At 52.6% G+C, this 21,911-nt stretch carries 17 protein-coding genes; 10 read left to right on the forward strand and 7 right to left on the reverse strand.

What is annotated here, in order from left to right; genetic code table 11:
• The first annotated feature begins 51 nt into the window (after nucleotides 1-51).
• Genes BVH06_RS15565 through BVH06_RS15575 form a run of 3 tightly spaced genes read left to right on the forward strand, consistent with a single transcriptional unit; the run spans nucleotide 52 to nucleotide 5,467 of the window.
• A complete protein-coding gene (locus BVH06_RS15565; protein WP_075934657.1) occupies nucleotides 52-1,518 on the forward strand; it encodes a site-specific integrase in 1,467 nt (488 codons plus the stop codon).
• Nucleotides 1,508-4,822 carry a VPA1269 family protein gene (locus BVH06_RS15570; protein WP_083652068.1) on the forward strand — a complete coding sequence of 1,105 codons (3,315 nt, stop codon included), beginning with the start codon at nucleotides 1,508-1,510 and terminating at the stop codon, nucleotides 4,820-4,822. Before BVH06_RS15565 ends, BVH06_RS15570 begins: the two co-directional genes overlap by 11 nt.
• Complete coding sequence (locus BVH06_RS15575) at nucleotides 4,823-5,467, forward strand: hypothetical protein (RefSeq protein ID WP_075934659.1); 645 nt, start codon at nucleotides 4,823-4,825, stop codon at nucleotides 5,465-5,467.
• Between the two features lie 379 nt (nucleotides 5,468-5,846).
• Here the strand turns inward: BVH06_RS15575 and BVH06_RS15580 are convergent, their stop codons facing one another.
• From BVH06_RS15580 to BVH06_RS15590, 3 genes are all read right to left on the reverse strand, one after another.
• Entirely contained in the window at nucleotides 5,847-6,353 is a 507-nt protein-coding gene (locus BVH06_RS15580) for a hypothetical protein (protein WP_075934660.1), read from the reverse strand.
• A 168-nt stretch (nucleotides 6,354-6,521) separates the two neighbouring features.
• Nucleotides 6,522-7,874, reverse strand: coding sequence for a DNA-processing protein DprA (locus BVH06_RS15585; RefSeq protein ID WP_075934661.1), 1,353 nt, complete (start codon nucleotides 7,872-7,874; stop codon nucleotides 6,522-6,524).
• Nucleotides 7,871-9,967, reverse strand: coding sequence for a RecQ family ATP-dependent DNA helicase (locus tag BVH06_RS15590; RefSeq protein ID WP_075934662.1), 2,097 nt, complete (start codon nucleotides 9,965-9,967; stop codon nucleotides 7,871-7,873). The genes BVH06_RS15585 and BVH06_RS15590 overlap by 4 nt, the downstream gene beginning before the upstream one ends.
• A 389-nt stretch (nucleotides 9,968-10,356) precedes the next feature.
• Between BVH06_RS15590 and BVH06_RS15595 the strand changes: the two genes are divergently transcribed.
• The 3 genes from BVH06_RS15595 to BVH06_RS15600 all read left to right on the forward strand — a co-directional run bounded on the left by BVH06_RS15595 (nucleotide 10,357) and on the right by BVH06_RS15600 (nucleotide 11,667).
• Complete coding sequence (locus BVH06_RS15595; RefSeq protein WP_075934663.1) at nucleotides 10,357-10,926, forward strand: DUF6037 family protein; 570 nt, start codon at nucleotides 10,357-10,359, stop codon at nucleotides 10,924-10,926.
• Between the two features lie 289 nt (nucleotides 10,927-11,215).
• A complete protein-coding gene (locus BVH06_RS25745; protein ID WP_168172915.1) occupies nucleotides 11,216-11,371 on the forward strand; it encodes a hypothetical protein in 156 nt (51 codons plus the stop codon).
• A gap of 65 nt (nucleotides 11,372-11,436) precedes the next feature.
• Entirely contained in the window at nucleotides 11,437-11,667 is a 231-nt protein-coding gene (locus BVH06_RS15600) for a hypothetical protein (RefSeq protein ID WP_075934664.1), read from the forward strand.
• Between the two features lie 182 nt (nucleotides 11,668-11,849).
• Here BVH06_RS15600 and BVH06_RS15605 read toward each other — a convergent pair whose 3' ends face one another.
• From BVH06_RS15605 to BVH06_RS15615, 3 genes are all read right to left on the reverse strand, one after another.
• Nucleotides 11,850-12,179 (reverse strand): hypothetical protein, encoded by a 330-nt coding sequence (locus BVH06_RS15605; RefSeq protein ID WP_139315654.1) that lies wholly within the window; start codon nucleotides 12,177-12,179, stop codon nucleotides 11,850-11,852.
• Between the two features lie 120 nt (nucleotides 12,180-12,299).
• Complete coding sequence (locus BVH06_RS15610; protein WP_075934665.1) at nucleotides 12,300-12,518, reverse strand: AbrB/MazE/SpoVT family DNA-binding domain-containing protein; 219 nt, start codon at nucleotides 12,516-12,518, stop codon at nucleotides 12,300-12,302.
• 39 nt (nucleotides 12,519-12,557) lie between these two features.
• A complete protein-coding gene (locus BVH06_RS15615; RefSeq protein ID WP_075934666.1) occupies nucleotides 12,558-13,052 on the reverse strand; it encodes a hypothetical protein in 495 nt (164 codons plus the stop codon).
• A 290-nt stretch (nucleotides 13,053-13,342) separates the two neighbouring features.
• Here BVH06_RS15615 and BVH06_RS15620 point away from each other — a divergent pair, with 290 nt between their 5' ends.
• From BVH06_RS15620 to BVH06_RS15635, 4 genes are all read left to right on the forward strand, one after another.
• Nucleotides 13,343-13,801, forward strand: coding sequence for a helix-turn-helix transcriptional regulator (locus BVH06_RS15620; RefSeq protein WP_075934667.1), 459 nt, complete (start codon nucleotides 13,343-13,345; stop codon nucleotides 13,799-13,801).
• A 273-nt stretch (nucleotides 13,802-14,074) separates the two neighbouring features.
• Nucleotides 14,075-16,504: a TerB N-terminal domain-containing protein gene (locus tag BVH06_RS15625; protein ID WP_075934668.1), complete on the forward strand. Its 2,430-nt coding sequence runs from the start codon at nucleotides 14,075-14,077 to the stop codon at nucleotides 16,502-16,504.
• Entirely contained in the window at nucleotides 16,501-17,796 is a 1,296-nt protein-coding gene (locus BVH06_RS15630) for an ATP-binding protein (protein WP_075934669.1), read from the forward strand. Before BVH06_RS15625 ends, BVH06_RS15630 begins: the two co-directional genes overlap by 4 nt.
• Nucleotides 17,771-20,053: a DEAD/DEAH box helicase gene (locus tag BVH06_RS15635; RefSeq protein WP_083652070.1), complete on the forward strand. Its 2,283-nt coding sequence runs from the start codon at nucleotides 17,771-17,773 to the stop codon at nucleotides 20,051-20,053. Before BVH06_RS15630 ends, BVH06_RS15635 begins: the two co-directional genes overlap by 26 nt.
• 314 nt (nucleotides 20,054-20,367) lie before the next feature.
• Here BVH06_RS15635 and BVH06_RS15640 read toward each other — a convergent pair whose 3' ends face one another.
• The gene (locus BVH06_RS15640; protein WP_075934670.1) at nucleotides 20,368-21,414 is read right to left on the reverse strand and encodes a DUF4062 domain-containing protein; all 1,047 of its coding nucleotides are present in this window, start codon (nucleotides 21,412-21,414) and stop codon (nucleotides 20,368-20,370) included.
• Between the last annotated feature and the right edge of the window lie 497 nt (nucleotides 21,415-21,911).

Genomic DNA, 21,911 nt, shown 5'->3' on the forward strand with positions numbered 1-21,911 from the left:
TTACCCCCTGAAGCCCCATAAACCTCACCAGACCCAAGACGGAAACCAGAAATGACAGCCACCCCAACCACCACCGAGCCTAATGCGTTAAAGTACCAACCCCCTAACCAATATACCTTTGACATGGCCAAGACAGCCCATTCGATCATCAACATCCCCATTCTAGAAGGCCCGATTGGCCAAAGCCTACCGTTCCTGTTTTTGATTGACGGAGAGCTGAGTCTTCTTACGCTTGCATGGACGAGGTGCATCCTACTGGAGACAGAACCCTCTCCTTCGCGGCTGTCAAAAGCAGTCAGTGCGATCGGGCGCTTCTACGATTTCTATACACTTGAAAAAGCTAGCACGCCGGTTTCGGAAGGCCAACTGACTATGCTTCTTAGGCAGTTCCACGAAGCACGTCGGTTTGGGTTGCCAAGCCTTGGTTGGGAAAGTGTACGCAAGGAAACTGCAATGGCTGACGTAAGGGCCATAAGCGAGTTTTCGGACTGGTGCGCAGACAATTTCGGCCATGTTGCAGCGAACCCAGTTGAGACCTCTCTGATCACTAATTTGAGCCTAAAGGATCAAATGACGGCTAAGTTCAGAAGTGCTGCGCGAAGTAAGTGGAATATGCTTCATCACTTATACGGTTCCACAGCAGAAGGCCAAGGAATCGTATCGCAGAGAGAATTTGTACCTCAGGCAAAAAAATTTAAGCCCACTTACACGCCTGAACACTTCCCTCCGAACAAAATCTGGGAAGCCATCGGTTCTTGCCCGTCACTTCGGGATAAGCTCTTTCTAATACTCCTTTTCTTTGGGGGCTTGAGAATTTCCGAGCCTCTACATCTCTTTGTCACTGATGTGAGCGTCGGGGCGGACGGTGTCGCTATCGTGGTGCTGGGTCATCCGAAAGACGGTCAGTACAAGTGGGTAGACAGAAGTGGGAAAAACCGCAGGGGGAATCGTCAAGAGTTCTTGAAAGAGCGTTACGGTATCGGCCCTCGTAACTACCTTGCTGAAAATCACCCAATGCATGCTGGATGGAAAGGCATGACAGCCGATAACGGTTCAAAAGCAGAATCGCAGGTACATTGGCTTCGCCCAGATGCTGGAAGGCTATTTGCCAAATTACACTCCAAGTACATGAAAACTGAGCGCGCACATATCCCCGACAACCACCCGTATTACTTCGCAAACTTTCAACCTGGAGAGTTCTTCGGCGGGCCATTAAAACTATCGAACGCATCAAAATCTTTTTACAGAGCAGCAAAACGCGCAGGACTACGCACTAGTAACCCGGGAGTTAATCCCCATGGCGCCCGGCATTTTTTTGGTTTTTATTGCGCTAGCATCCTTCAACTTTCCTTAGAGCGAACGAATAAAATTATGCACCATGCTAGCCTTCAGTCCACAGAAATTTATTATCACTTAAGTATGGAAAGTGTACGCAAAGCCTTGAAAGAGGCGCATGAAAAACAGTCTGCTGCTGAACAAGAATTCATGGCTCCACCGGTGAAACTAAATGACATCTAATGCCACGACCATGGGCGCTTGTTGGTTTCCTGTTGCCAAAACGGGTTCAAATGTAGCGATAAATCTTAGTGAGTTCCAGGCCTATATCGACCCAACTCTTACCAAGGAAATATTACTCAGTGTCATTGAAGAGCATGAACGCATTCGGATTGATGAGTACTGGGCAAGCCATTTGCTGAAACCGGCTGCATCTGGAACATACATAACCGCTCTTAAAACCGTAAAAAACACATGTAACCCTTTTGAAGTTTTCAGCACCCGCCTGGCAACAGCTTACGGCAAAAACTTAAAGGGCACCAAACTCATGAGGGAGTTGAAGTCCCTACCCCTAGCTGAGCAAATCAAACTGATCGAGTCTCTGAAGCCTACTAATCGCATAGGGCTTAGCTCAGTTTTGAAAATGCCTGAAGTTGTCCTTGCACCAGATTTCGTTAAAATCTTAGAAGAGCAAGGTGGAGTTCATGAATTCATCAATTATCTTATAGAGACATCAGCCCGAAACGGTGCGGCTGGCGAAACAACACCAGAATTTCATGTTCCTCGCTATTTGGAACTGCTGACCATTTTGTGGAGCCGAAACCTCATTCTATTTCCTCAAAGCGTCTACAACTGGATTTCTCGGTCTAAGTGGACGACCCTGAAGAAGCCTAACTACTCTCTTCTAAAATATCCTTTTATTAAAGAAGTTCTGAATGCGATACACCACGCAAAAGGAAATCTTTTATCACATTCCTTTACTTTTCTGATGACAAGCCAAGTGCACTCATCAAATGATCTAACCCCAGAGCTAATCACTGCTTTTGAAGACTCCGTAAAAGATTCATTAATGCAGAGCGACTTGCAGAATAAGGTAATTCAAATACAATCAAGCATTGCCGCTCGTGCAGCTCAAATCCTGAGACTACTTTACAACCAAGCAAACCCTGACACACAAATTGATAAAACCCGATCACCCAAAAATTATCGTTCGAAAGGCGCATCAAGATCCGATGGTAAATTTGAGTGGATTAGGCAGGCGAACCCAGAATTGGGTCTTTGGTCGGATTATTTCGGGGAGTACATTGCTCAACTGAAGACAGCGCGCATCGATGGACAGGTGATGCGCCTTAACCATTTCGGTGATTACTTGCTGACATTGGAATACCCTCCGGCTGCTCCGGAGTTTGTACAGCGCCAATTCCACATAAATGATGCAACAAAACTCCATCCCAATACATTTTGGTCTTACATCGACCAGCTTGGCATAAACCCGGCCTCTGCGTCATCAATCATCTCACAAATCAGGTATTTTTTTGACTGGTATATTGAAAGCTTACACACCAAAGAAAATGGAGAAATTAAAAATTTAAAGAATCCGGTTCTTCAAACTGATAAGTTTGGCTCACGCAGAAACCATTCGCAGACTAAGCGAAATGCGCTACCAAGCTACGTCCTGAACGAACTAAAAGACATACTGATTGTAGACGACTTCGCCTTTTCAAAATCAATGAAGTTGCATTATGTCAAAGTGGTCGACAAAGAGACTGGCCATCCAGATCGGGTATGGTTTCCTGCTATTAACAACTGTTTATATATGATGCTGGAGATGCCTGTCCGCAGTCACCAAGCTCGCTGGCTTGACTCGGGCGAGTTAGACGAAGAAGTTTTTGATGAGAAACTGGGCGTTATGGTTCAGAACCAATCGCCATATCGGATTTTGGGGCGTAAAGAATGCGCTTTGAGGCTGCATCATGATGGCCTAAGGCAAAAAGACTGGCTTGGGCTGTGGATTAATACCAACAAGACTGCGAGCTACGATGGAAGGGATATAGGATATTCCATACCATACGCTTCCAATAAATTGTCTGAGTTGCTGCGGGACTCAATCCGTTGGGCAAACAGGTATACTCCGCCTATGAGTCGCCCCATCGCTTACTACGGTGATAAACAGAGCACCGCTGACAGGGAGCGAATGTCCGAAAAAGGCCCTCAGGTCACGCCACTGTTCCGCGATCCGTCGCTATTTGACCCAAATACACCAATTAGCTATAGGCGCCTCTCAATTTACTATACTTTTGTCCTACAGGAGGCGCAGACCCGTATACAAAAGAAGTACGGGCACAATCTAAAACTTGTGGAGACTAATGAAAACGGCAAGCTATCCTGGCTTGTAGACTTGCATACTTTGCGAGTAAGCGGTATCACTTCGATGATTGAAAGCGGCGTACCGCTGGAGATTGTCTCAATGTTTGTTGCTGGTCATCAGACATTGGTAATGACACTTCATTACTTGAGATACTCCCCGCTTAAAATTCGCGAGTTAATGTCCGAGGCACACGAAAAGTCTCTAAGCAACATGGACATGGTTGGATCTGAGATGTTCATGGAGGATTTTGAGCACTTTTCTCAATTCCTGCTAGGTAAGGATGGCCAAGGGCAGGGGTCTGGTTGCGATGCCATACGGCTAAAAACTGGGATAATGACCATTGGCGTGGATGGGATCTGTCCAGGTACGTCATGTAGTGACGGAGGCCCGGTCGATTCCACTAGGGTCATTCATGGCCCGGTTCCAGGTGGCCAGCGATGCGGCCTTTGCCGCCATTGGCTGACCGGGCCAGGCTTCCTCTTAGGACAGGTGGCGTCCGTCAACAATCTCGCTTATGGGATCCGTAAGAAGGGTCTTGAGCTAGCGAAGCTGAATGATGACCGACTTACATATGAAGATGAGGGAAATCAACGTAAAGCCCGAGAGCTCCGCGACCGAGCAGACCTCCTGAATCGGGAGCTCGCCATCGATATCGAAGAATGGGTTGCGCGTTATCAGTATGCAGAGCAGTCGTTGGTGCTGCTGGACGAGTACGTCGAAAGCGTTGAGCAGCGGACAGGCAAGGGCAAGCAGGTCGCTCTCCTCAGCTCATCCAGCGCCGCTGAGCTCAAAGTAACGCTGGAAGAGTCGCATGAGTTCGCGCTGTTGGATCAAATCACTCAAATGGCGGAGTTCGTTACCGGGTTTCCAAATCGTGAGGCAGAGCTTGAGAAGCATTCCATCCTCTCCCGCATGCTTGTATCTAACGGAATGGATCCGTTTTTGCTGAGGTTGAACGAGGCTCAGGCTCGTGAGGCGAGCAACTTGATGTCAGCATTGCTACTTCAGCAAGTGGAATCCCAGCACTTAAATGACGTGCTATCGGGCAACAAGAAACTTTCAGCCTATCCCAACCTGATGGCAGTGATAGGTGCTTTGGAATCAAATGGGGATGCGCAATCGCATCGGGTAGCCGAAGCGGTAAATCGTCAAAATTTCATTGAATGTGTGGAACTCTGAATGACCCCCTCAGAAACTGTATCGAAGGCCTTCGAACAGATGGCATCCGAGATCACAAATCCACGTCAGCGTGAGTCGTTTGAACGTATCAAGACGGCATGTGATTACCTCGAAGAGCAGAAACTAAAGCTGTCTCCTGGTGCAATCGAGCGGTACTGCCGCGATCGCGGCTGGGATGGCCCCAAAGCTCAGTCCATCCGGAACTCTAAGGACGTTTTACTCAAGTATCTGAGGCTACGCGCCTCGCACCAGATGCTAGCCGAGCCACGTAAACGAACGGATCGCGGGGCGCCTCTGATCGCCGATGAAAGCCTTAGGGCCTATGTCCAGCTCCTGCAGGAAGAGCGTGACCAAGCGGTTGCTTCTATTGCGCGAATAGAACGGGGACTACGATCGATCCCTGGCTTGCGGGTTGACGAGCTGCTTCTGGGGAAAACGACAACCGCTGAGTTGGATCATCAGTCGTCCCGGCCTTCGCCCATGGCGGTTGAGGCTGCACGCAGGCTCCTTGATCCTTACCTACTTTCGAAGGTCGGGCTGGAAATATTCAAAGGCAGAATCAGAGGAGTAGTTACTAAGGAAGTTCTTCTGGAGAAGGATCATTTCACAGCGATGGAAGCACTTGCGAGCATGAGCACTCAATAAATCGCAGAGTCCCAATGCCATTCATTTCAACCCAAGGCTCGAACTAGTGGCATGCGAGCCTTGAGATGGGGCATCGGGCAGATGAAAAATTCAGCTTGCGTGCCTCAGCGAGACCGATATCTTAAACCAAGCAACCCCGTCCTAGCCCTTTGGACATCCAGCCTTGCGCATGCCGCGCTCGGCTTGCCTCACTACAATTTCCGCTATAGCTCTCTTGCGCGATGATGCGCAGGGCTGTCGGACAAGAGTACAGGCTCACCGGGCGGCTGCTACACTGCCCGATGGGCCTGTACAACCAATCCTACGGCTTTCCAAGCTCATCAGCGCTGCCATCACAGGTATCAGGCAACCAAATCGAAAGGTGCTGGAACTAGCGTACTTACTCGCTCACCGCATGCTCACGAGCGCGGTGTACCCAACGCATAGTCACCAGAAGGAAGCATGTGATTCCGAGAACGTCAGCCAGAAAATGGTCGTAGGCGTGTACGAAAGGAATCCCGTTCATCGTTGGGTCAACGAACATCTCATTGCCCATCGAAAACGCCAGGGTGATCGAAGCGCCAACCCAAGGATTCCAGGGCAATCCCTCGTTCAGATCACGCACGGTAGAACGGTAGGCAACCCGCAAAAGTGCTAGTGGCCAGGTATAAAACGGGACTGCCAGTATCCGCTTCAACACCTCCGTAAGAGGTGTCATCTGGACACGCCCACAAGGCACGCTGAGATAGCTTAGAAAAAAAGGGAATGTGAATCCAAACAACCAATGGCAGACGCTGTAGTTCCAGCCGATCAGGTCGAAGTAGCGGAATTGGATCACCCAGAACCCGATCGAGACTACCACGAAGGTGAGGAACGGTATCGGAGCGTTGAGTCGTTTCAAAAGCATCAATGAATCCTCTCAGGGCAACTGCGCCCATTCAAGAGACTATGCCTCAAGGGCTTGGGTCTCAATCGAACTCGTTGCTTTTACTCAAAGAGCCGCAACGGGCCCCTTCACGCCACGACCCAAGACCTGTGCAAAACACGCAGCAGCACAGCGCGTGGATCAGTCTGGTCAATTCAGTTGGAATCCCATCTGCCCGTCAGACGCTTGATCCGACGTCACAGCGGTAGTGATTTTTACCTCACGATCATCAATCGGGAGATAGCGAACGGGGTTTGTCAGTCGCCTAACCCGGCCTTCTTTGACCGATTGCTTAAGCCATTCAGCGATCTGTGTCTTGGATATGGCCCACCGCTGGCTCAGCTCGTCAGCATTTGCAGGGCTATCAACGCATGCCATTTTTTTGAGGAAGAATTGATAGAAACTTAGGTCGGCTATAGCAGCGTCTAGAGTTGGCTTCGCATCTTGGCTGGTAGCTCCATCAATATGAGGGGGTTGTTGTGGAGCAACATCTTCAGCTGCTCCACTCCCAAGGGAGGCTTCATTCGAGCTTAAAACATTATATTCGACGGGTACCGATGAGGAAACTTCTGACTCTGGTTTGCCTCGGGCGAATAGTCGATGCATATCCACTTGTTCAACTGTCTCTTTTAGCCATTGCCCCCCTCGCGCTACTAACGCGTGGTTGCCTGACTCGGCGTTCGCATCGTACTTGACCCACAGAGGCACCCAAGCTTTCTTAAGGTTTTCAATTGCACCGTTCCAAGTTCCACCTTTCGTATCCGAGCGAATAACCACTGCAGCTTGACTGAGGCAGTAGATGTATTTATTCCTCGCCATCGCGTTGCCTGCATTGAAACCTGCCTCGGGATAAAACGGCGAAACCAACACCAGGTTAGTGCTCATCAACCCCTGTCGCCATTTAGCGGATAACGCTGCCGTAAGAAGGCTATCCGCCATGATGCCAATGACGGTTCCCTCCTGTTTCAACCCGCCCTGCATGGCAGCCTCATCGACGCCCCGTGCCCCACCCGAGACAACGCTCATCCCGGCCTTTGCGATTTGCTCGCCCAGAGACGTGGCGTAGACAAGATCGACATCATCCGCCTTGCGTGCACCGACGACACTAATACCTCCCTGATTCAGTAGTCGCGGGTTTCCGCAGCCGAATAGTACCGGTGGCGCGCTATTGCGCAGGTGGTGCTTGAGCGCCTTGGGATAGTCAGCATCTGATCGCGTCAGTACCCACAACCCCGCCCTGCTCCACTTATCCAACGCCAGAGCCAAGGCGTGGCCGCGCTCAAGTAGTTGCTCAATGCGTGCCAACTGGATTTTGTCGTCATGCCAGCCCTGAAGCACGGCATGCGGCTCAGCCGTTACCAGATCTGCAGGTGTTTTCCCTTGGGCGTTGAGCCACTGAGCAAACCGCCCCCACTCTGTTGGAGAGAGTGGTTTGGCGTCACCGACCGACTTCGAAAAGTAGGAGGTCAGCAGGAGGATCGCCTGGGTGTTGGTATTTATCATGCGTTGCTTGCCGTAGATGAAATTGCCAGCGGATAGACTTCCCCGCTGCCCGCCTGCCTAAGCAGGGCTGCGATAACGGTCATCGTCCAGCCTGAGTCGATCATGTCGTCAACGAGTAACGCCGGGCCTGGGTGGATAGTATCGCCAACGGCGAACACCCCATCTAGATTCCGGCACTGGTGATATCGGTTGTTTTGCCACTTCTGTGGCTCATTTTGCCTGACCTTTGTCACACAGTTGACGAAGGGAATTCCCAATGCTTTAGCCAAGCGCCGAGCAAAGTCAGGTACCAGCTTTGGATGCCCCAAGGACGGGACGCAGCACACCCACGTGGGTGCAGGTTTCGGCTGCCAGCGTACTTGAATCATTTCAGCCATAGCTGAAACCAGAGCATCATCAAAATCGCCACTCTCCTTCCCGTCGGCAGCGAGGTCTCCCCACCCTCCGTCACGCCATTGTGAAAGTACTCGACCTTCAGACGCTTGAATCTCAGGCGGTAGGTTGGTCGGGAAGCCATAATGTGCAAACGCACCTTTGGCTATCTGCTTACGAGGCTTGATTGGGAATTCGGCATGCCGGATAAACGAGGCCGCTTGATGCACCAATCTATTGTCCACATTGCTTGACACCAACTCCCTGCTCAGACAGCGCGAACACTTCCCGCAAGCGGCATTCTCCGGGTCGTCCAGTGCACCTCGTAGGAACTCCATCATGCACCTTGGTTCACTCAGGTATTGCTGAACCTGCCGCCATTCATCCTCGCGCAGCGCGGTAAGCGTATTGATACGGTCTAGATCTAGTTGGTAGTGGACTGGTGTACGCAGCCACTTGGTTCCTCTTTTGATGAGTGGCGATGGATTTTCGACACTCAGCTGCTTCAGGATCTTCTCGATCTGTCCTTTTGAGAGGTTGCTTCGCTCTTCCATCTCGTGAACCGTAAGCCCGTCGGATTTATCCAAGACATCGAGCAGATGATTGACTTGTCCAGAGGTAGGAAACGCTGCGCGTCTAAAAAACGCGTGAATTTCCTCATCCTCTTGCCCGGACATGAGCAAACCCAGTGAGTGCTCAATCGCTCGTCCCGCCCGTCCAACCTGCTGGTAGTAGGCAACTATCGAGCTAGGCGCTTGGTAATGGATGACGAAGTGCAGATCAGGCTTGTCGTAGCCCATACCCAATGCGGTGGTCGCTACGAGCACCTTGATCTGGTTAGCCAGCAGTTGCTCTTCAAGGTGCTGACGATACTTATCTGTACTTTCAAAGTCGGGGTGGGTAACACCACTGTGGTAGGAAGCAGCATCGATCCCATTGGCGCGAAGCCAGCTAGCGACCTGTTCACTGTCTCGCAGGGTGAGCGCATAGACAATGCCCGTCCCAGGCAGGATTGGGATGGTTTGGGCCAACCATGCGAGGCGACTCGCCTGATCCGGAATGATCAGATTCTGCAGCGAAAGGCTCTCGCGTGTCAGTGTGCCTCTAACGATATGGATGTCACCAAACTGAGCTTGGATATCGTTCACCACCCGCATGTTTGCAGTTGCAGTCGTTCCCAGGAAGGGCGTGTTCGGTGGGAGGAAGCGCATGATGTTAACAATACGCTGGTAATCAGGGCGGAAGTCGTGCCCCCAGTCGGAAATACAGTGCGCCTCATCGATGACCATCAAACCGATACGATCCGCGATTGGCTGCAGGAATATTTCCACAAAGTCTTGGTTCGCGAGCATTTCTGGTGAGACCAGCAGGCAGTCAACCTGGTCGTATCGAACTGCCTGAAGTGCCGCGTCTCGATCACTGGTATTGGTCGAGTTAATGGTGAGTGCGTTGATGCCCAGCCGTCGTGCCGACTCGACTTGGTTGCGCATCAGTGCCAGCAGGGGCGAGATGATTATGGTTGGCCCTTGTCCTCGGTCACGCAGAATCCTCGTACTGATGAAGTAGACAGAGCTCTTCCCCCAGCCGGTTCGCTGAACGACCAGCAGCTTTTTGCGGTCGTTGACCAGCGCATCAATCGCCTCCCATTGCCCTTCTCTGAAGGTAGCGGCGCCATCGTTGATAGCGACCTTGAGCAGTTTCTCAGCATCGTTCCTTTGCATAAATTCAGTCCCTTTCGATCAGTTTTCTTGAGAAACGGTTTAAGGTTTTCTAATCAAGGCTCAGCCTCTAAAACCGCAATGATGGCATTTGGCCACTCAGTCTACCTAGTCTTTGCATCGTAACAACACTAGGCATCCAGCCTTTCCGAATCTCCGAGCGCTTGATCACCCGCTCATCATTGTGAACGGACTGAATCAAGCGCCCGCGATCTGCGGCGTAACGCTGATGAAGGCCTACCTCAGTTGGCTTCCCAGCCGTTCCAATAATCTTACAAATCGAAGATTTCCCCTTGCCCTCGGCATGGTCATCATCGCTATCCAGATCGTGGATGGCCCCTGAACGGCAGGCAAGATCACACCCCATGACACACAGGAGAGCATGTGAACTGATGAAAATGACATCTTTGAAGGCCCTTCACCAAAGCATGATTGCTATAGGTTCGGACATGCAGCAGTTCCAAATTCAAGCAGGTGCAGCCAGTTTCGACTGCTTGTTTTCAACCCGGGACGCCCCTTTTGTTCTAGCGCTCACCTCCCGAGGTAACACCCCAAAATTCTTCCGCTTTGACGTCCAGCCTGGCTACAGCATCAGGCCTTACTTTGGGGACATGTACAACGACCTACTCGACGTTCTCCGCGTCAACGGCGAGAGCGGGAACTACCTCAAACCGGGTGCTTTTCTAGAACAACTGAACGGACTTATTCCACAGCAAGCATCAGCGAGAGCAAACCCAACACCGCCCGAAATTATTCGCCTACGACCTGACATCGACGAAGAGCGGGAAAAGCCTTATTTCGACACGTGGCTACGTTGGGATCCGAACGGCCCACGCCATCCGAGTAAAGAGAACAGGCGTAAAACGCTGCTGCTTCTGGGCCGTGATGCGCTGAGGTTCAGTCAGCAGATGAATGCCTCATCTCGATGGAGCGCAACCGATACGAAGCGTGACTGGAGGTGAAATAACGCTTTGGCGCAGTTTCCTAATGAGGAGTTCACGAGGTCGGCTTGCCTCACTGTGCCTTACGTTGACCCGAACTGAACATATTTTTGAAGAGCTTCATACCTCAAGACGAAGGGTATTTGAAATGGATGGTAAACCAGGAAGAAAACACCGGCGTTAGCGGCTGCCTTACGGCGTCCGCAGTAGCGGCACAAAGCTGTCCGTTTTAGTTAGGGGTTGCGCTCGCGCGCACCAAGTGATAAATATCACCAGACAAGGCAGTTTGCCACTACATGGAGAGGTACGGATGAGCGACAAGAACTTTCGCGTGACATTTACTCGCGGTACGAGCTCTTCGGTGATCACGACTAGCGTGCGTGCAAGTAGCGCTAGTCAGGCGAAAGAGAAGATCAAGGAACGTGAGCGCGGGCAGGCAAAGATCATTTCTGCGGTTGAGACTTAATCTCCTGAAATTGCTTCGATAGCGAGCTCTATGATGAGCAAGAGCTCGCTTAATAAGGAAACTACATGGACGACGAAATCCAAAATAGAAGCATACCTACCTTCAACGAATCGCTCGACAAGATGATGGGGGAGGCGTGGAACGAAGTTAAAGAAGACTTTTCGAACGGTACAGGTATTGACCGAGCCGCTTCAACAGCAAAGTTAGTCGGAAAAGGGTCTTTTTACGTTGGTGTGAAATTCATACAAAACCTGCCAGATGCGATTCAGAGGATGAAGGAGAAACAAGGAAAATAGTCGGAATTGCGTGCGGCTGGCGCCGCCGGCATCTTTGAATTCTGATCATATGGCGCAATCATCTCCCAAACTCCGGTACTATGTTGTGAGCTCAGCAAAGGAGCGCCTCAACTCTTCGAGTAAATCAGCCCGAGCTCTTCAAGCGCCTTAACACCCGCAGCGCCTTCAACTCCAGCAACATCTCAATCTGTCCAGGTCGAAATCTCGTGCTTGAGAATCTCGCCAGCCTTGAACGGCATAGTTGTCACCGCCTCCAGCCCGCCGACACGCAGGTTCTGAAAGCGGTCGATTTCGTCCAGCCGCAAAAAGAAGCAGTCGCTATAGGCCGAAAACTTCATCGTAGCGGTCTCGCGCAGCTGCAGATGCTCTCGGAGCAACGCGAGCGCGATGCCCGGCCCACGCACCGCCTCGACAGCCAAAATTAGGCGATTTGGACACAGAGGCACGTCGAAATGACCTGCTTGTTCGTCAACCTCGCGCGACGAATCAGGCTCGTCATAATCATCACTCATCTGAGTCGTTTCCATTGCCTGAATCGGCCAGTTTCACGAAGACACCAAAGCCCTGTAGATATCTGCCCAACACCTCATCGATCGCTCCTCGCAACCACGAGTCGCCCAGCGTGATCACTGCTACGCCTGCCCAGATCGATCCCAGTGCGAGACCAGCTCATCGGTGCGATCCGCGATCTCAGGAGTCTTGCTGAGTACAAGGCACTGGGCATTGCCAACGTACTCAACTAACAGGTAAACGCTATCGCCAATATTGACGCCTATCTTGCGCAACGCTTCCTCTGGAATGCGGATAGCGCCCTCCCCATCCCAGTTTTGGATAGCCACTTTCCAGTTCATTTCCCTACCCTGCTCGACTAATACCACCCGACAACAACGCTAAATTTTGATCCCAAAACCCTCAAAATCCCGCTTTAGAGTTTGATGGCTCAACACAGCGGGAATCTTGAAGAAGAATCGATAGGCATAAAATAAAAACACTGGCAATAAGAGCAACCCTAAGCCATAGGTTGCTATCGCAACAATTACGGAAGCTGGTACTGCTGCAACAGCATATATCAGGCCTTGCACCCGAGCCCCACGAACAACCTCCTTTATCTCGTCGCCATCAAAAAAGAACTCACCTCTGCTATTTTCAAAACCGACAACGACCGTAATTTTCTTTGACGTCGATTTTACAAACCAAGTTCGCGGGACATCCTTGTTATACGCCCCCTTTTTATCAAGGTAATTGGGAACCAAAAGCCCCTTAAAATAGATTGTTTTTCCCGACTCATCCTCAGCTCTCACCCGCTTGTAAAATGTCGACGAATTGCCAGTTTCACTATCCTTATGGTTTCTAACAGTCACGACGATTTTGCGCATTTGCGACATACAGCAATCCCTTTATCAATTTATCTAAATTCCGTGAGCAGGCAGTGACCAATTCGCTCCCTTCCGCCGTAACGCCGACAGCCCTGGAATATGGAAAAGGTTGTGCACCGCAGGTAGTCATCGACCACTGCCTCCGCTCGCCCATTTTTCGGAGCTGGTAGGAGGCACGCGAGCCATCCAGACATGCGCCTGAAAGCGGTGTGAAAATCGAAATCCCGCACACATGACTATATACATTTGTGAGGGCCATAACAAACACGGCATACCGTCTCCTTTTGCAGGACACGTGTATGTTGCTTCGCGATGCCTATGCCTTGACGCTCCGCTTGCTGCGGAAAAACAAGGGGTTCAAACAGCAGGATGTTTCGGCCGGCGTTGACGCGTCCTACGTCAGCCGATTGGAACGAGGTGAGCGAGCGGTAACGATCGAAGCCAACGATTCTGTTGCGCGGGGCCTTCAGGTTGCCCCGCTCACCCTCTTAGCTCTCGCACACGGCGCACAGCGCGGGGGGTCAGCCAAAGAAGTCCTTGAAGAGGCCGTCCGAGAGCTCAGAGAGCTGGATCTTTTCGATGTGCAATTGGACGCTGAACAGGCAGAGCTGACGCACCCGCAAGCGGCCAAGGGAATTGAAACAACCAAGGCGGTTCTGGCGCTCAAAGCTAAGGGCCTTAACCAGTTAGAGGTTGCTCGCGTTCTGAATCTTTCCACCTCGACAGTCGGGCGCCACTGGCGTCGGAAAAGTCATTAGCACTTGCGATGCGGAGCGACATTCAATTAAATGCACGCGCATGAAGAAATTGATCTGGGCGTACGCCTCGACAGCTTCTGCAGCACCTTTTAGACGCATTCTTGGGCGTGCCCGGTATGGGGCCAGAGCCTCGACTATGCGCAAGTAGCTGGGGAAGTCACCACCGGAGCCTTGTCGACGCTCCGGCTCAGTGCTGCATAATCACTTTCCTTGGCCTCGTCTGAATATTCCGCGATACTGGTGTTTAGCCACCATCAACAAGCGGACATAGCAATGGCACGGAAGCGCAAAGGGAGCAGCGCGGGTATGAGCGCCCTCCTACCAATCGTCATTTTGATTGGATTGGCAGCACAGGTACCGAAGCCGATCTGGATTCTGCTAGGGGTGGCTGCGTTACTCGCTACCATCGTTTGGCTGATCTTCAGGCTTCGCGAGCAAACCCAGACCGCTACCTTGCCCCCTAATAAGCCGAGCAGCTCCAAACCGAATCAGCGGGCTGTTCCCGAGCGCCCTTTGGCAACGGTCGTGCTGAGCCCTTCTGTATCAGAAGGATTTGAACGAGTGCAGTTGGGATCATCGTCTAGTCAGACGTTTACGATTCCAAAGTCGACAGCTCAAAGCACAAAACCCCGCTGGCTTAAATTGAATGAATCAGTGGAGGTTTCAGGCCTCCGTCTGCCTGGCGGGCTTTTCTACTTCACCCAACGCGGTCAGGCCTCTGGTGAGGCAGATCCATCGCTCATTGATGCATCCTTAAAGGTGTCAAAGGAGCCAATCGACGTTAGCGTTAGGCGGATGGACTATTGGCCTTACTATGCAAGCGTCACCCCAGAAGCTCGCCGCGGCTATCTGGAGTGGCAGGCCGGCGGAAGAAGCGATCCGGTCGCGGACATCGGCTACATATTTCTTTTTTTCTATGGGCTGGAGCGCCGAGCTCTGCTGGACAGCTCGACAGACGCCGACGCGAGCCTGGATATTCCGGTTATTGAGGCCGAGGTTCGGCGCCTTTTAACCAGTTACGGACACAACCACTCGTTTCGTAGCTATGCAACGCGATTTCTTGACCAGCTGAAAATAAGGGAGGTCGCGCCGAAGGCATACCTTAATGCCCCCCAATTCGATCAGACAGATTCGTACGAATTACCATTACCTATCCGAATCGCGCTTGGGCAGATGGCCGCAGATAAATGCCCACTCGATGGCGCCTGGGCACTGGCTTGGGCATTGAACGATCCCAATATCGGACGGCGTACGGCTGTAGATCGCTGTGCTGAAAAATTCGCGCTTTTGTTTCAACAAGAATTTTCGCGCCGCTACCCTAAGGGCATTGTGCTGCTGAACAATAAGACCAGACTGAAAGTTTCCTACCGTTCAGCCTCGCCTGGATTGAGAGTCCCGGCTGCCAATGTTGGTGATCTTCCGGATGTAACTGCAACATCCGGAACCCGCAAAAAGCTTCAGGCCTTAGTAGACCACTGTACAACCGTCCTCGATCCTTACAGCCGATATCTTGGCCGCAATCCAGACAGTGCAGACGCATTGGATGGTCTGGTGCTGCTGCCCACACAGCTCTGGTCTGCAGAGGCACAAAGGGAGCTTGAGATCGTTAAAGATAGTGTGGCGTTGGGCGCGTGCTGTATGAGCCTTGGAGAGCTAGCCGGGCGCTTCAACTGCGCGGGCTCGTTATCGCGTGACAAAGTCATTGCGCTGGCAAAGGCCTTCGAGACACTGAGCGTCGGCTTTGAGCCGGACGTGATCTCCGGGGCAAGAACACCCAAGGTAGATGACACCATCGCACTTTTCGCCACCTCACCTGCGGAAGCAACGCTTCGTACTGACGATGCTTACCACGCCGCAGCTGTTACATTGGATCTGGCGAGCGCGGTCGCAGTTGCCGATGGTGATGCGTCCTTGGAAGAGCTTCATTTGTTGTCGAGCCATATCGACTCCTGGACTCACCTAGCCCCTGGGCACCGCAAGCGTCTGAACGCACACCTCGCGATCCAGGTCACCCAGCCACCGACGCTTGCCAGTCTTAAGAAAAAGCTTGATCCATTGGGCATGGAAGCGAAACGAAAAATAGCCAGCTTCCTCTCTCACCTTGCCCAGGCTGATGGTCAAGTGAGTCCGGCAGAGGTCAAATTGCTTGAGCGGGTATACAAGGCGCTCTCCCTCGACCCCAAAGCCGTTTATAGCGATCTTCACTCAGCAGCTGGTAGCACCTCAATCTCGCCACCACACTCCACAGGAGAGCTCTCAGAATCGACGCTTCCGAGCAGCGTGCACCCTACAGCTGGCTTCTCGCTAAACATGAGCAAAATTGCCCAGCTTCAACAGGAGACAGCAGAAGTCTCTGCGCTGCTAGCTGGTGTATTTGCTGGTGATTCGCCAGCAGCCCCAGCAACCCTGCCAGATCAAGAAGCCCGTGAAATTCCAGATGCACTCACGTCGCCTACAACCTCTAAAGACGCTACCGTCTACGGCCTGGACATTGATCATTCGGCATTTCTGCGTCTGCTTGTTTCTCGCAAAGAATGGAGCCGCGCGGAGCTTGAAGACGCCGCATCAGATCTCGATCTGATGTTGGATGGCGCACTTGAGCAGATCAACGATATGGCATTTGATCGTTTCGATATGCCCTTCTCCGAGGGCGAAGATCCGGTCGAGATCAACCCTGAAATTCTGGACGAATTAAGCCTATGAGTACGATAAGAGCCAAGGATCGCGACGCGGTCATCCAGTCACTTCGCGCCGGTGTGGTTCCGCGAGTTGGCCAGCATCTCATCCAGGTCGGTCGGTCAGGAGAGCTGGACTCGCTACTGAAAGACGTGGATCGCCTGGCAGATGGCGGATCGGCTTTCAGGGTGGTGATCGGAGAATACGGTGCCGGGAAGACGTTTTTTCTTAACCTGGTACGCGGAATTGCGATGGAACGCAAACTCGTGACCATGCACGCCGACTTGAATCCGGATCGGCGCCTGCATGCTTCTGGAGGTCAGGCACGCTCCCTGTATTCAGAACTCGCGAAAAACATGTCCACTCGCACTAAGCCAGACGGTGGTGCAATGCAGGGGATAGTGGAGAAGTTCATCTCGCATGCCAAATCGGAAGCCAAGACCAAAGGCGTCGAGCCAGAAGCCGTCATTCGCCAGTATTTGGCCGAGCTCACTGAGATGGTTAACGGCTACGATTTCGCGGACGTGATTGCAGCTTACTACCGTGGATTTGAAGAAGGTAACGAGCAGCTGAAAGCGGACGCAATTCGCTGGTTGCGCGGTGAATTCACGACCAAGACGGATGCGCGTGCCGCGCTTGGCGTTCGTACGATTATCGACGATGCCTCTGTTTACGATCAGTTAAAGCTTCTATCGCGGTTTGTGAGACTAGCAGGCTTCGCCGGGCTGCTGATCTGCCTTGATGAGCTGGTCAACTTGTACAAGCTCGCCAACACCCAAGCTCGTAATGCCAACTACGAACAGATTCTTCGAATCCTAAACGACTCGCTGCAAGGGTCGGCTGAAGGGCTTGGTTTTGTTTTGGGCGGTACACCCGAATTTCTCATGGACACGCGTCGTGGCCTCTACAGCTACCCTGCCCTACAGTCCCGGCTCGCTGAGAATACATTTGCACGTTCAGGCCTGGTCGACCTATCTGGGCCAGTGATTCGGCTAAGCAGCCTCACCCCGGAGGACTTTTACGTGCTGCTGCAGAAGCTGCGCAATGTTTACGGTTACGCTGATCCAGCAAAGTATCTGCTGCCAGATGAAGCGATTCCGGCATTCATGGCGCACTGCAACCAGCGCCTGGGCGAAGCATATTTCCGCACTCCTCGTACCACCATCACCGCGTTCATCAACCTTCTTGCGGTTCTGGAACAAAACCCAGGTGCAGATTGGCGCGCTCTGCTCGGAGCGATAGAGCTCAGCAAAGATGACGGCGCTAAGCAGGACTTGGCAGTAGAGGCTGACGATGAGCTCGCAAGCTTCAAACTCTGACTCATCCTCATTTGAGAAGCTGCATCCAGACGTACAGCAATGGGTTTGGTCGCAGGGCTGGACATCGCTTCGTGACGCGCAAGAGTGGGCGGTGCCGGCTCTGGTTGATGCTGACAGGGACGTCATCATCGCTGCTTCCACAGCTTCCGGAAAAACAGAAGCAGCTTTTCTTCCCATCCTAAGTCACATGCTCAACTCCCAAGCGGGCTTAGGAACGGTCTTGTACATCAGTCCGCTGAAGGCGCTAATAAACGACCAGTGGGACAGACTAAGCAGGTTGTGTGAGCGTTTGGAGGTACCTGTTGTTGCTTGGCATGGTGATGTCTCGGCGAGTAGGAAACACCGGTTCCTCAAGACACCTGAAGGGATTCTGCTCATAACGCCTGAGTCGCTTGAGGCCCTATTTGTGAACCGCGGAACTGCCCTGCCCGGTCTTTTCTGTGGTTTGCGTTACATCGTTGTCGATGAGCTCCATGCATTCATCGGCAGTGAGCGCGGCAAGCAGCTCCAGTCTTTAATGCAGCGAGTTGAGCTCGTCGTGGAGCGTCAGGTACCTCGGGTTGGACTGTCCGCGACCTTGGGCGATATGTCACTCGCCCAGGCGTTCCTAAGGCCGCAGTCGCCGCAGGCCGTCGAGGTCGTCGAGTCGAAATCATCCGGCCAAGAGCTCCTGGTTCAGGTTCGAGGTTACTTGGAGCGACCGATGCAGGTAGTGCTGAGCCAAGCATCAACTCAATCAACTGACACTGGCGTCAGCAATCCGGCTAGCTCGCACGAGCTCGATGCAAGCGCTCCAGGGCCAGACGACGACCAAGAAGAAAACTCGGGTACCCGGGTAGATATCGCCGAGCATTTGTACAAGGTACTGCGTGGAAGCAACAACCTGATATTCCCAAACAGTCGCCAGCAGGTCGAATGGTACGCCGACCGCCTTCGAGCTTTGTGCGATCGCGGTGGTGTCTTGAACGAGTTCTGGCCACACCATGGCAGCCTATCCAAAGAGTTGCGCGAGGACGCGGAGGCTGCGCTGAAGGCGGGAGACGCGCCCGCCTCAGCCGTCTGCACAACAACACTGGAATTGGGAATTGATATTGGCAACATCAAGACAGTCGCACAAATCGGTTGCCCGCCGTCGGTAGCCAGTCTGCGCCAACGCTTGGGACGTTCTGGGCGCCGCGCAGATGAACCGGCAATTCTGAGAGCTTACTGCTCCGAGCGGCCATTGACTGCAAAATCTGGCCTCTCAGATCAGCTGCGCGAAACGCTGGTGCAATCCATAGCGATGATCCGGTTGCTTATCGGCGGCTGGTACGAACCACCACGCGCAGAGGGGCTGCACGCCTCCACGCTGGTACAGCAGTGCTTGTCCTCGATTGCCCAGCTGGGTGGTGCGAGCGCAGCTCAGCTCTGGGCCAACTTGGTCACCGCCGGGCCTTTCAAGAGCATCAGCAAGTCCGATTTTTTAAACCTCCTCAAGACTCTTGGCGAGAAAGATCTGATCATACAGGACAGCTCAGGTCTGCTTTTGCCCGGAGAAATTGGTGAGCGCCTAATCAATCACTACGAGTTCTACAGTGCCTTTATCAGTCAGGAAGAGTTCCGCCTCATACGGGACGGTAAGCCCCTTGGCTCTGTACCCATTGATCGACCGTTGACTGTCGGTCAGCGAATCATCTTCGGTGGGCGACGCTGGCAGGTACAGCAGGTTGACTTGGAAGCTAAGGTTATCGTCGTCACAGCGGCACGCGGCGGTGAACCCCCTCAATTCGACGGCCTCGGAGCGCAGGTTCATGACCGCGTTCGGGAAGAAATGCGCGCTGTCTTGATGAGTGAAGAGCTTTACCCATTCCTGGACAATGAGGCCAAGAAGCTGCTCAGCGAAGCTCGACAAACCTTTAAAGCACTTAGACTGGATAAACACACTTTATTTGGATCTGCGAACCGAACCTACCTACTGACATGGCGCGGGGATCTGACCAACGACGCTCTGGGGCTCACCCTCAATCACGCTGGAATTGATTGCGAAGTCTCTGGACTCGCACTTGAACTTGGCGCCTCTCCAGACAAGACCAAGTTGGCCTTGAAATCAATCGCTCGCGCAGAGGCGCCGAGGCTCGAAGATATCCTGTCTGGGGTTGAAAACTTGGCAAATGAAAAATGGGATTGGGCGCTGCCGAAACCATTATTGATGAAGTCTTATTCTTCGAGCCATCTGGATTTTTCAGGGGCTATCGCGTTCGCTAAAGCGATAGCCTGAAACCAATGAACAGGCACCCATTCACACGTTCATCAATTGTGAAATCTCCGGGCAACCAGTTTTGTGACAGCCGAGAGCATCTGGATGATGAAACCATTTTGAGGCTTACATGCACGTCGAATTTGATCTCAACCACAACGACCGCGACGCCCTCCTTCGCCACTGCCAGTCGTTCCAGCCAGCGACTGGTGATCCCAGAGAGGATGCGCGCCTGGCAGATGCGCTAACTGCGCTTCAAGAGGCGCTTGAGAGCGCCGAGTGACGAATATGAACCTCGCTAACGTACCGTCTCCCTATCGCCGCCGGGCCTATGCCTAAGTCGTCAGCTTCCGCCCAATTCGGAAGAGTGCTTCATCCAGCCAACGCTCATACGCTGCTGAAGACGCTGGTATCAGTAGTACCCTTTCCTCGACTTTGTCCGTTGGGCTGTGCGACATGCTAATGCTGTTGCCATGTGAAGCCGGTGGCTCTTGGAACAGCTTGTGAGAAAGTCCGTAGAGCCCGAGCTGGAACCACCCCCCTTTGCTTTGATTAATCAGCCCGAAGGAGGACTCGGCGATCCGCCTTACCCGAGAAGGAGGTATGTAATAGCTTGCGAAAGGATTGCCATTTGAGGCCGGCGACGTGAGCACAACCGACAGCTTGGCCAGCCCGCAATCGTGATAACGCCAGCGCACCGACTTGGTATCGATACCAGTGACGTCGCCTTGGTCGAAATCCTCGTAACCATCTTTCACCGAGCTGAGGCCGGCGTTGCAGAGTTTTAGGAAGAAAGACTCATGTTCACCGTGAACCCGGCGCAATGAACCTGCCAGTTCGGGCTGCGGAAGGAAGGCCAGCTCTAGGCGGGTTTCCTGGTTCCAATTTCCAAAATGGCTATGCCCTTGCAACGCCCTTAGTCGCTCGGCGAATTCCGCTTCGGCGACCGCGCTGCGTGTAACGGTGAGTTGATTCAATCCCTGAACGATCCCATCAGAGAGCTCCTGTTCACTGGCGAATGTCACGCGAAACAAACCGTCGACATAGTCCGACACTTCGCGGCGGAACGCGTCCTGCAGCTCTTCCGCCGGCACATTCTGCAAGAAAGCGAGCACCGGCTTGCGCCCCGCCACAGCGCGCCGAAACTCCTGCTGGGTAACTGACTCGCCACTGCTTGTGGCGAATCCGAAATCAGCGCCCAGCACCATGACCACAACGTCAGCCTGATCGACCTCGGTCATGCAGGCCATTTCTGACGAATACGGGCGAGCGCCAAAATCTTCGGACATCACCGGGTGGTGCCCTAACAGCATTACAGCCTTTTTGGCCGTAGCCCTGTAAGCCTCGAATCCCCGTACCACCGAGCTTATGAACACATTCATAGAGCGCCTCCTCGCCGGATCGATGCCCTCGCCTGGTCAGCCATCTGAACCAAGTGCCAGACCTACGGGCGTTGAGGCTTAGAGGCTCGCCGTGCATTTTTGTTAAGAAAAATCGGTGGCCGGGACGGCCAGCATGGAGTCTGAGTATTCAGGCAGCGGGATCCGAGAGCCCCTGCTTTAGAGACGAACATCAAAGAACCACAACATATAGTGGTCTCTGAAAAAAATTGCCCTATTTTCCCAATTATTTGAGATCAAAAGAAAAGTCGCAGCCTTTGGCTGCGAAATAACGATCCCCTAGGGACGCCCTGTCGGGCTGTTCCGTAGAGACCGCCCTCCCGCATCACCGCATCGAAATCGCAAAAAAGCTCACCGCAAAGGCCCATAACAACGCTGGAGAAATTGGAAGAATTCTGCGGACAACGGGACTGTCCTATCGCCGCTTTTCCTTTGCCCTCAAATATATAAACTCCGTCTCGTTTAAAATTTTTTAAGGG

Source organism: Pseudomonas sp. PA27(2017) (assembly GCF_001945445.1).
Taxonomy (GTDB): Bacteria; Pseudomonadota; Gammaproteobacteria; order Pseudomonadales; family Pseudomonadaceae; genus Aquipseudomonas.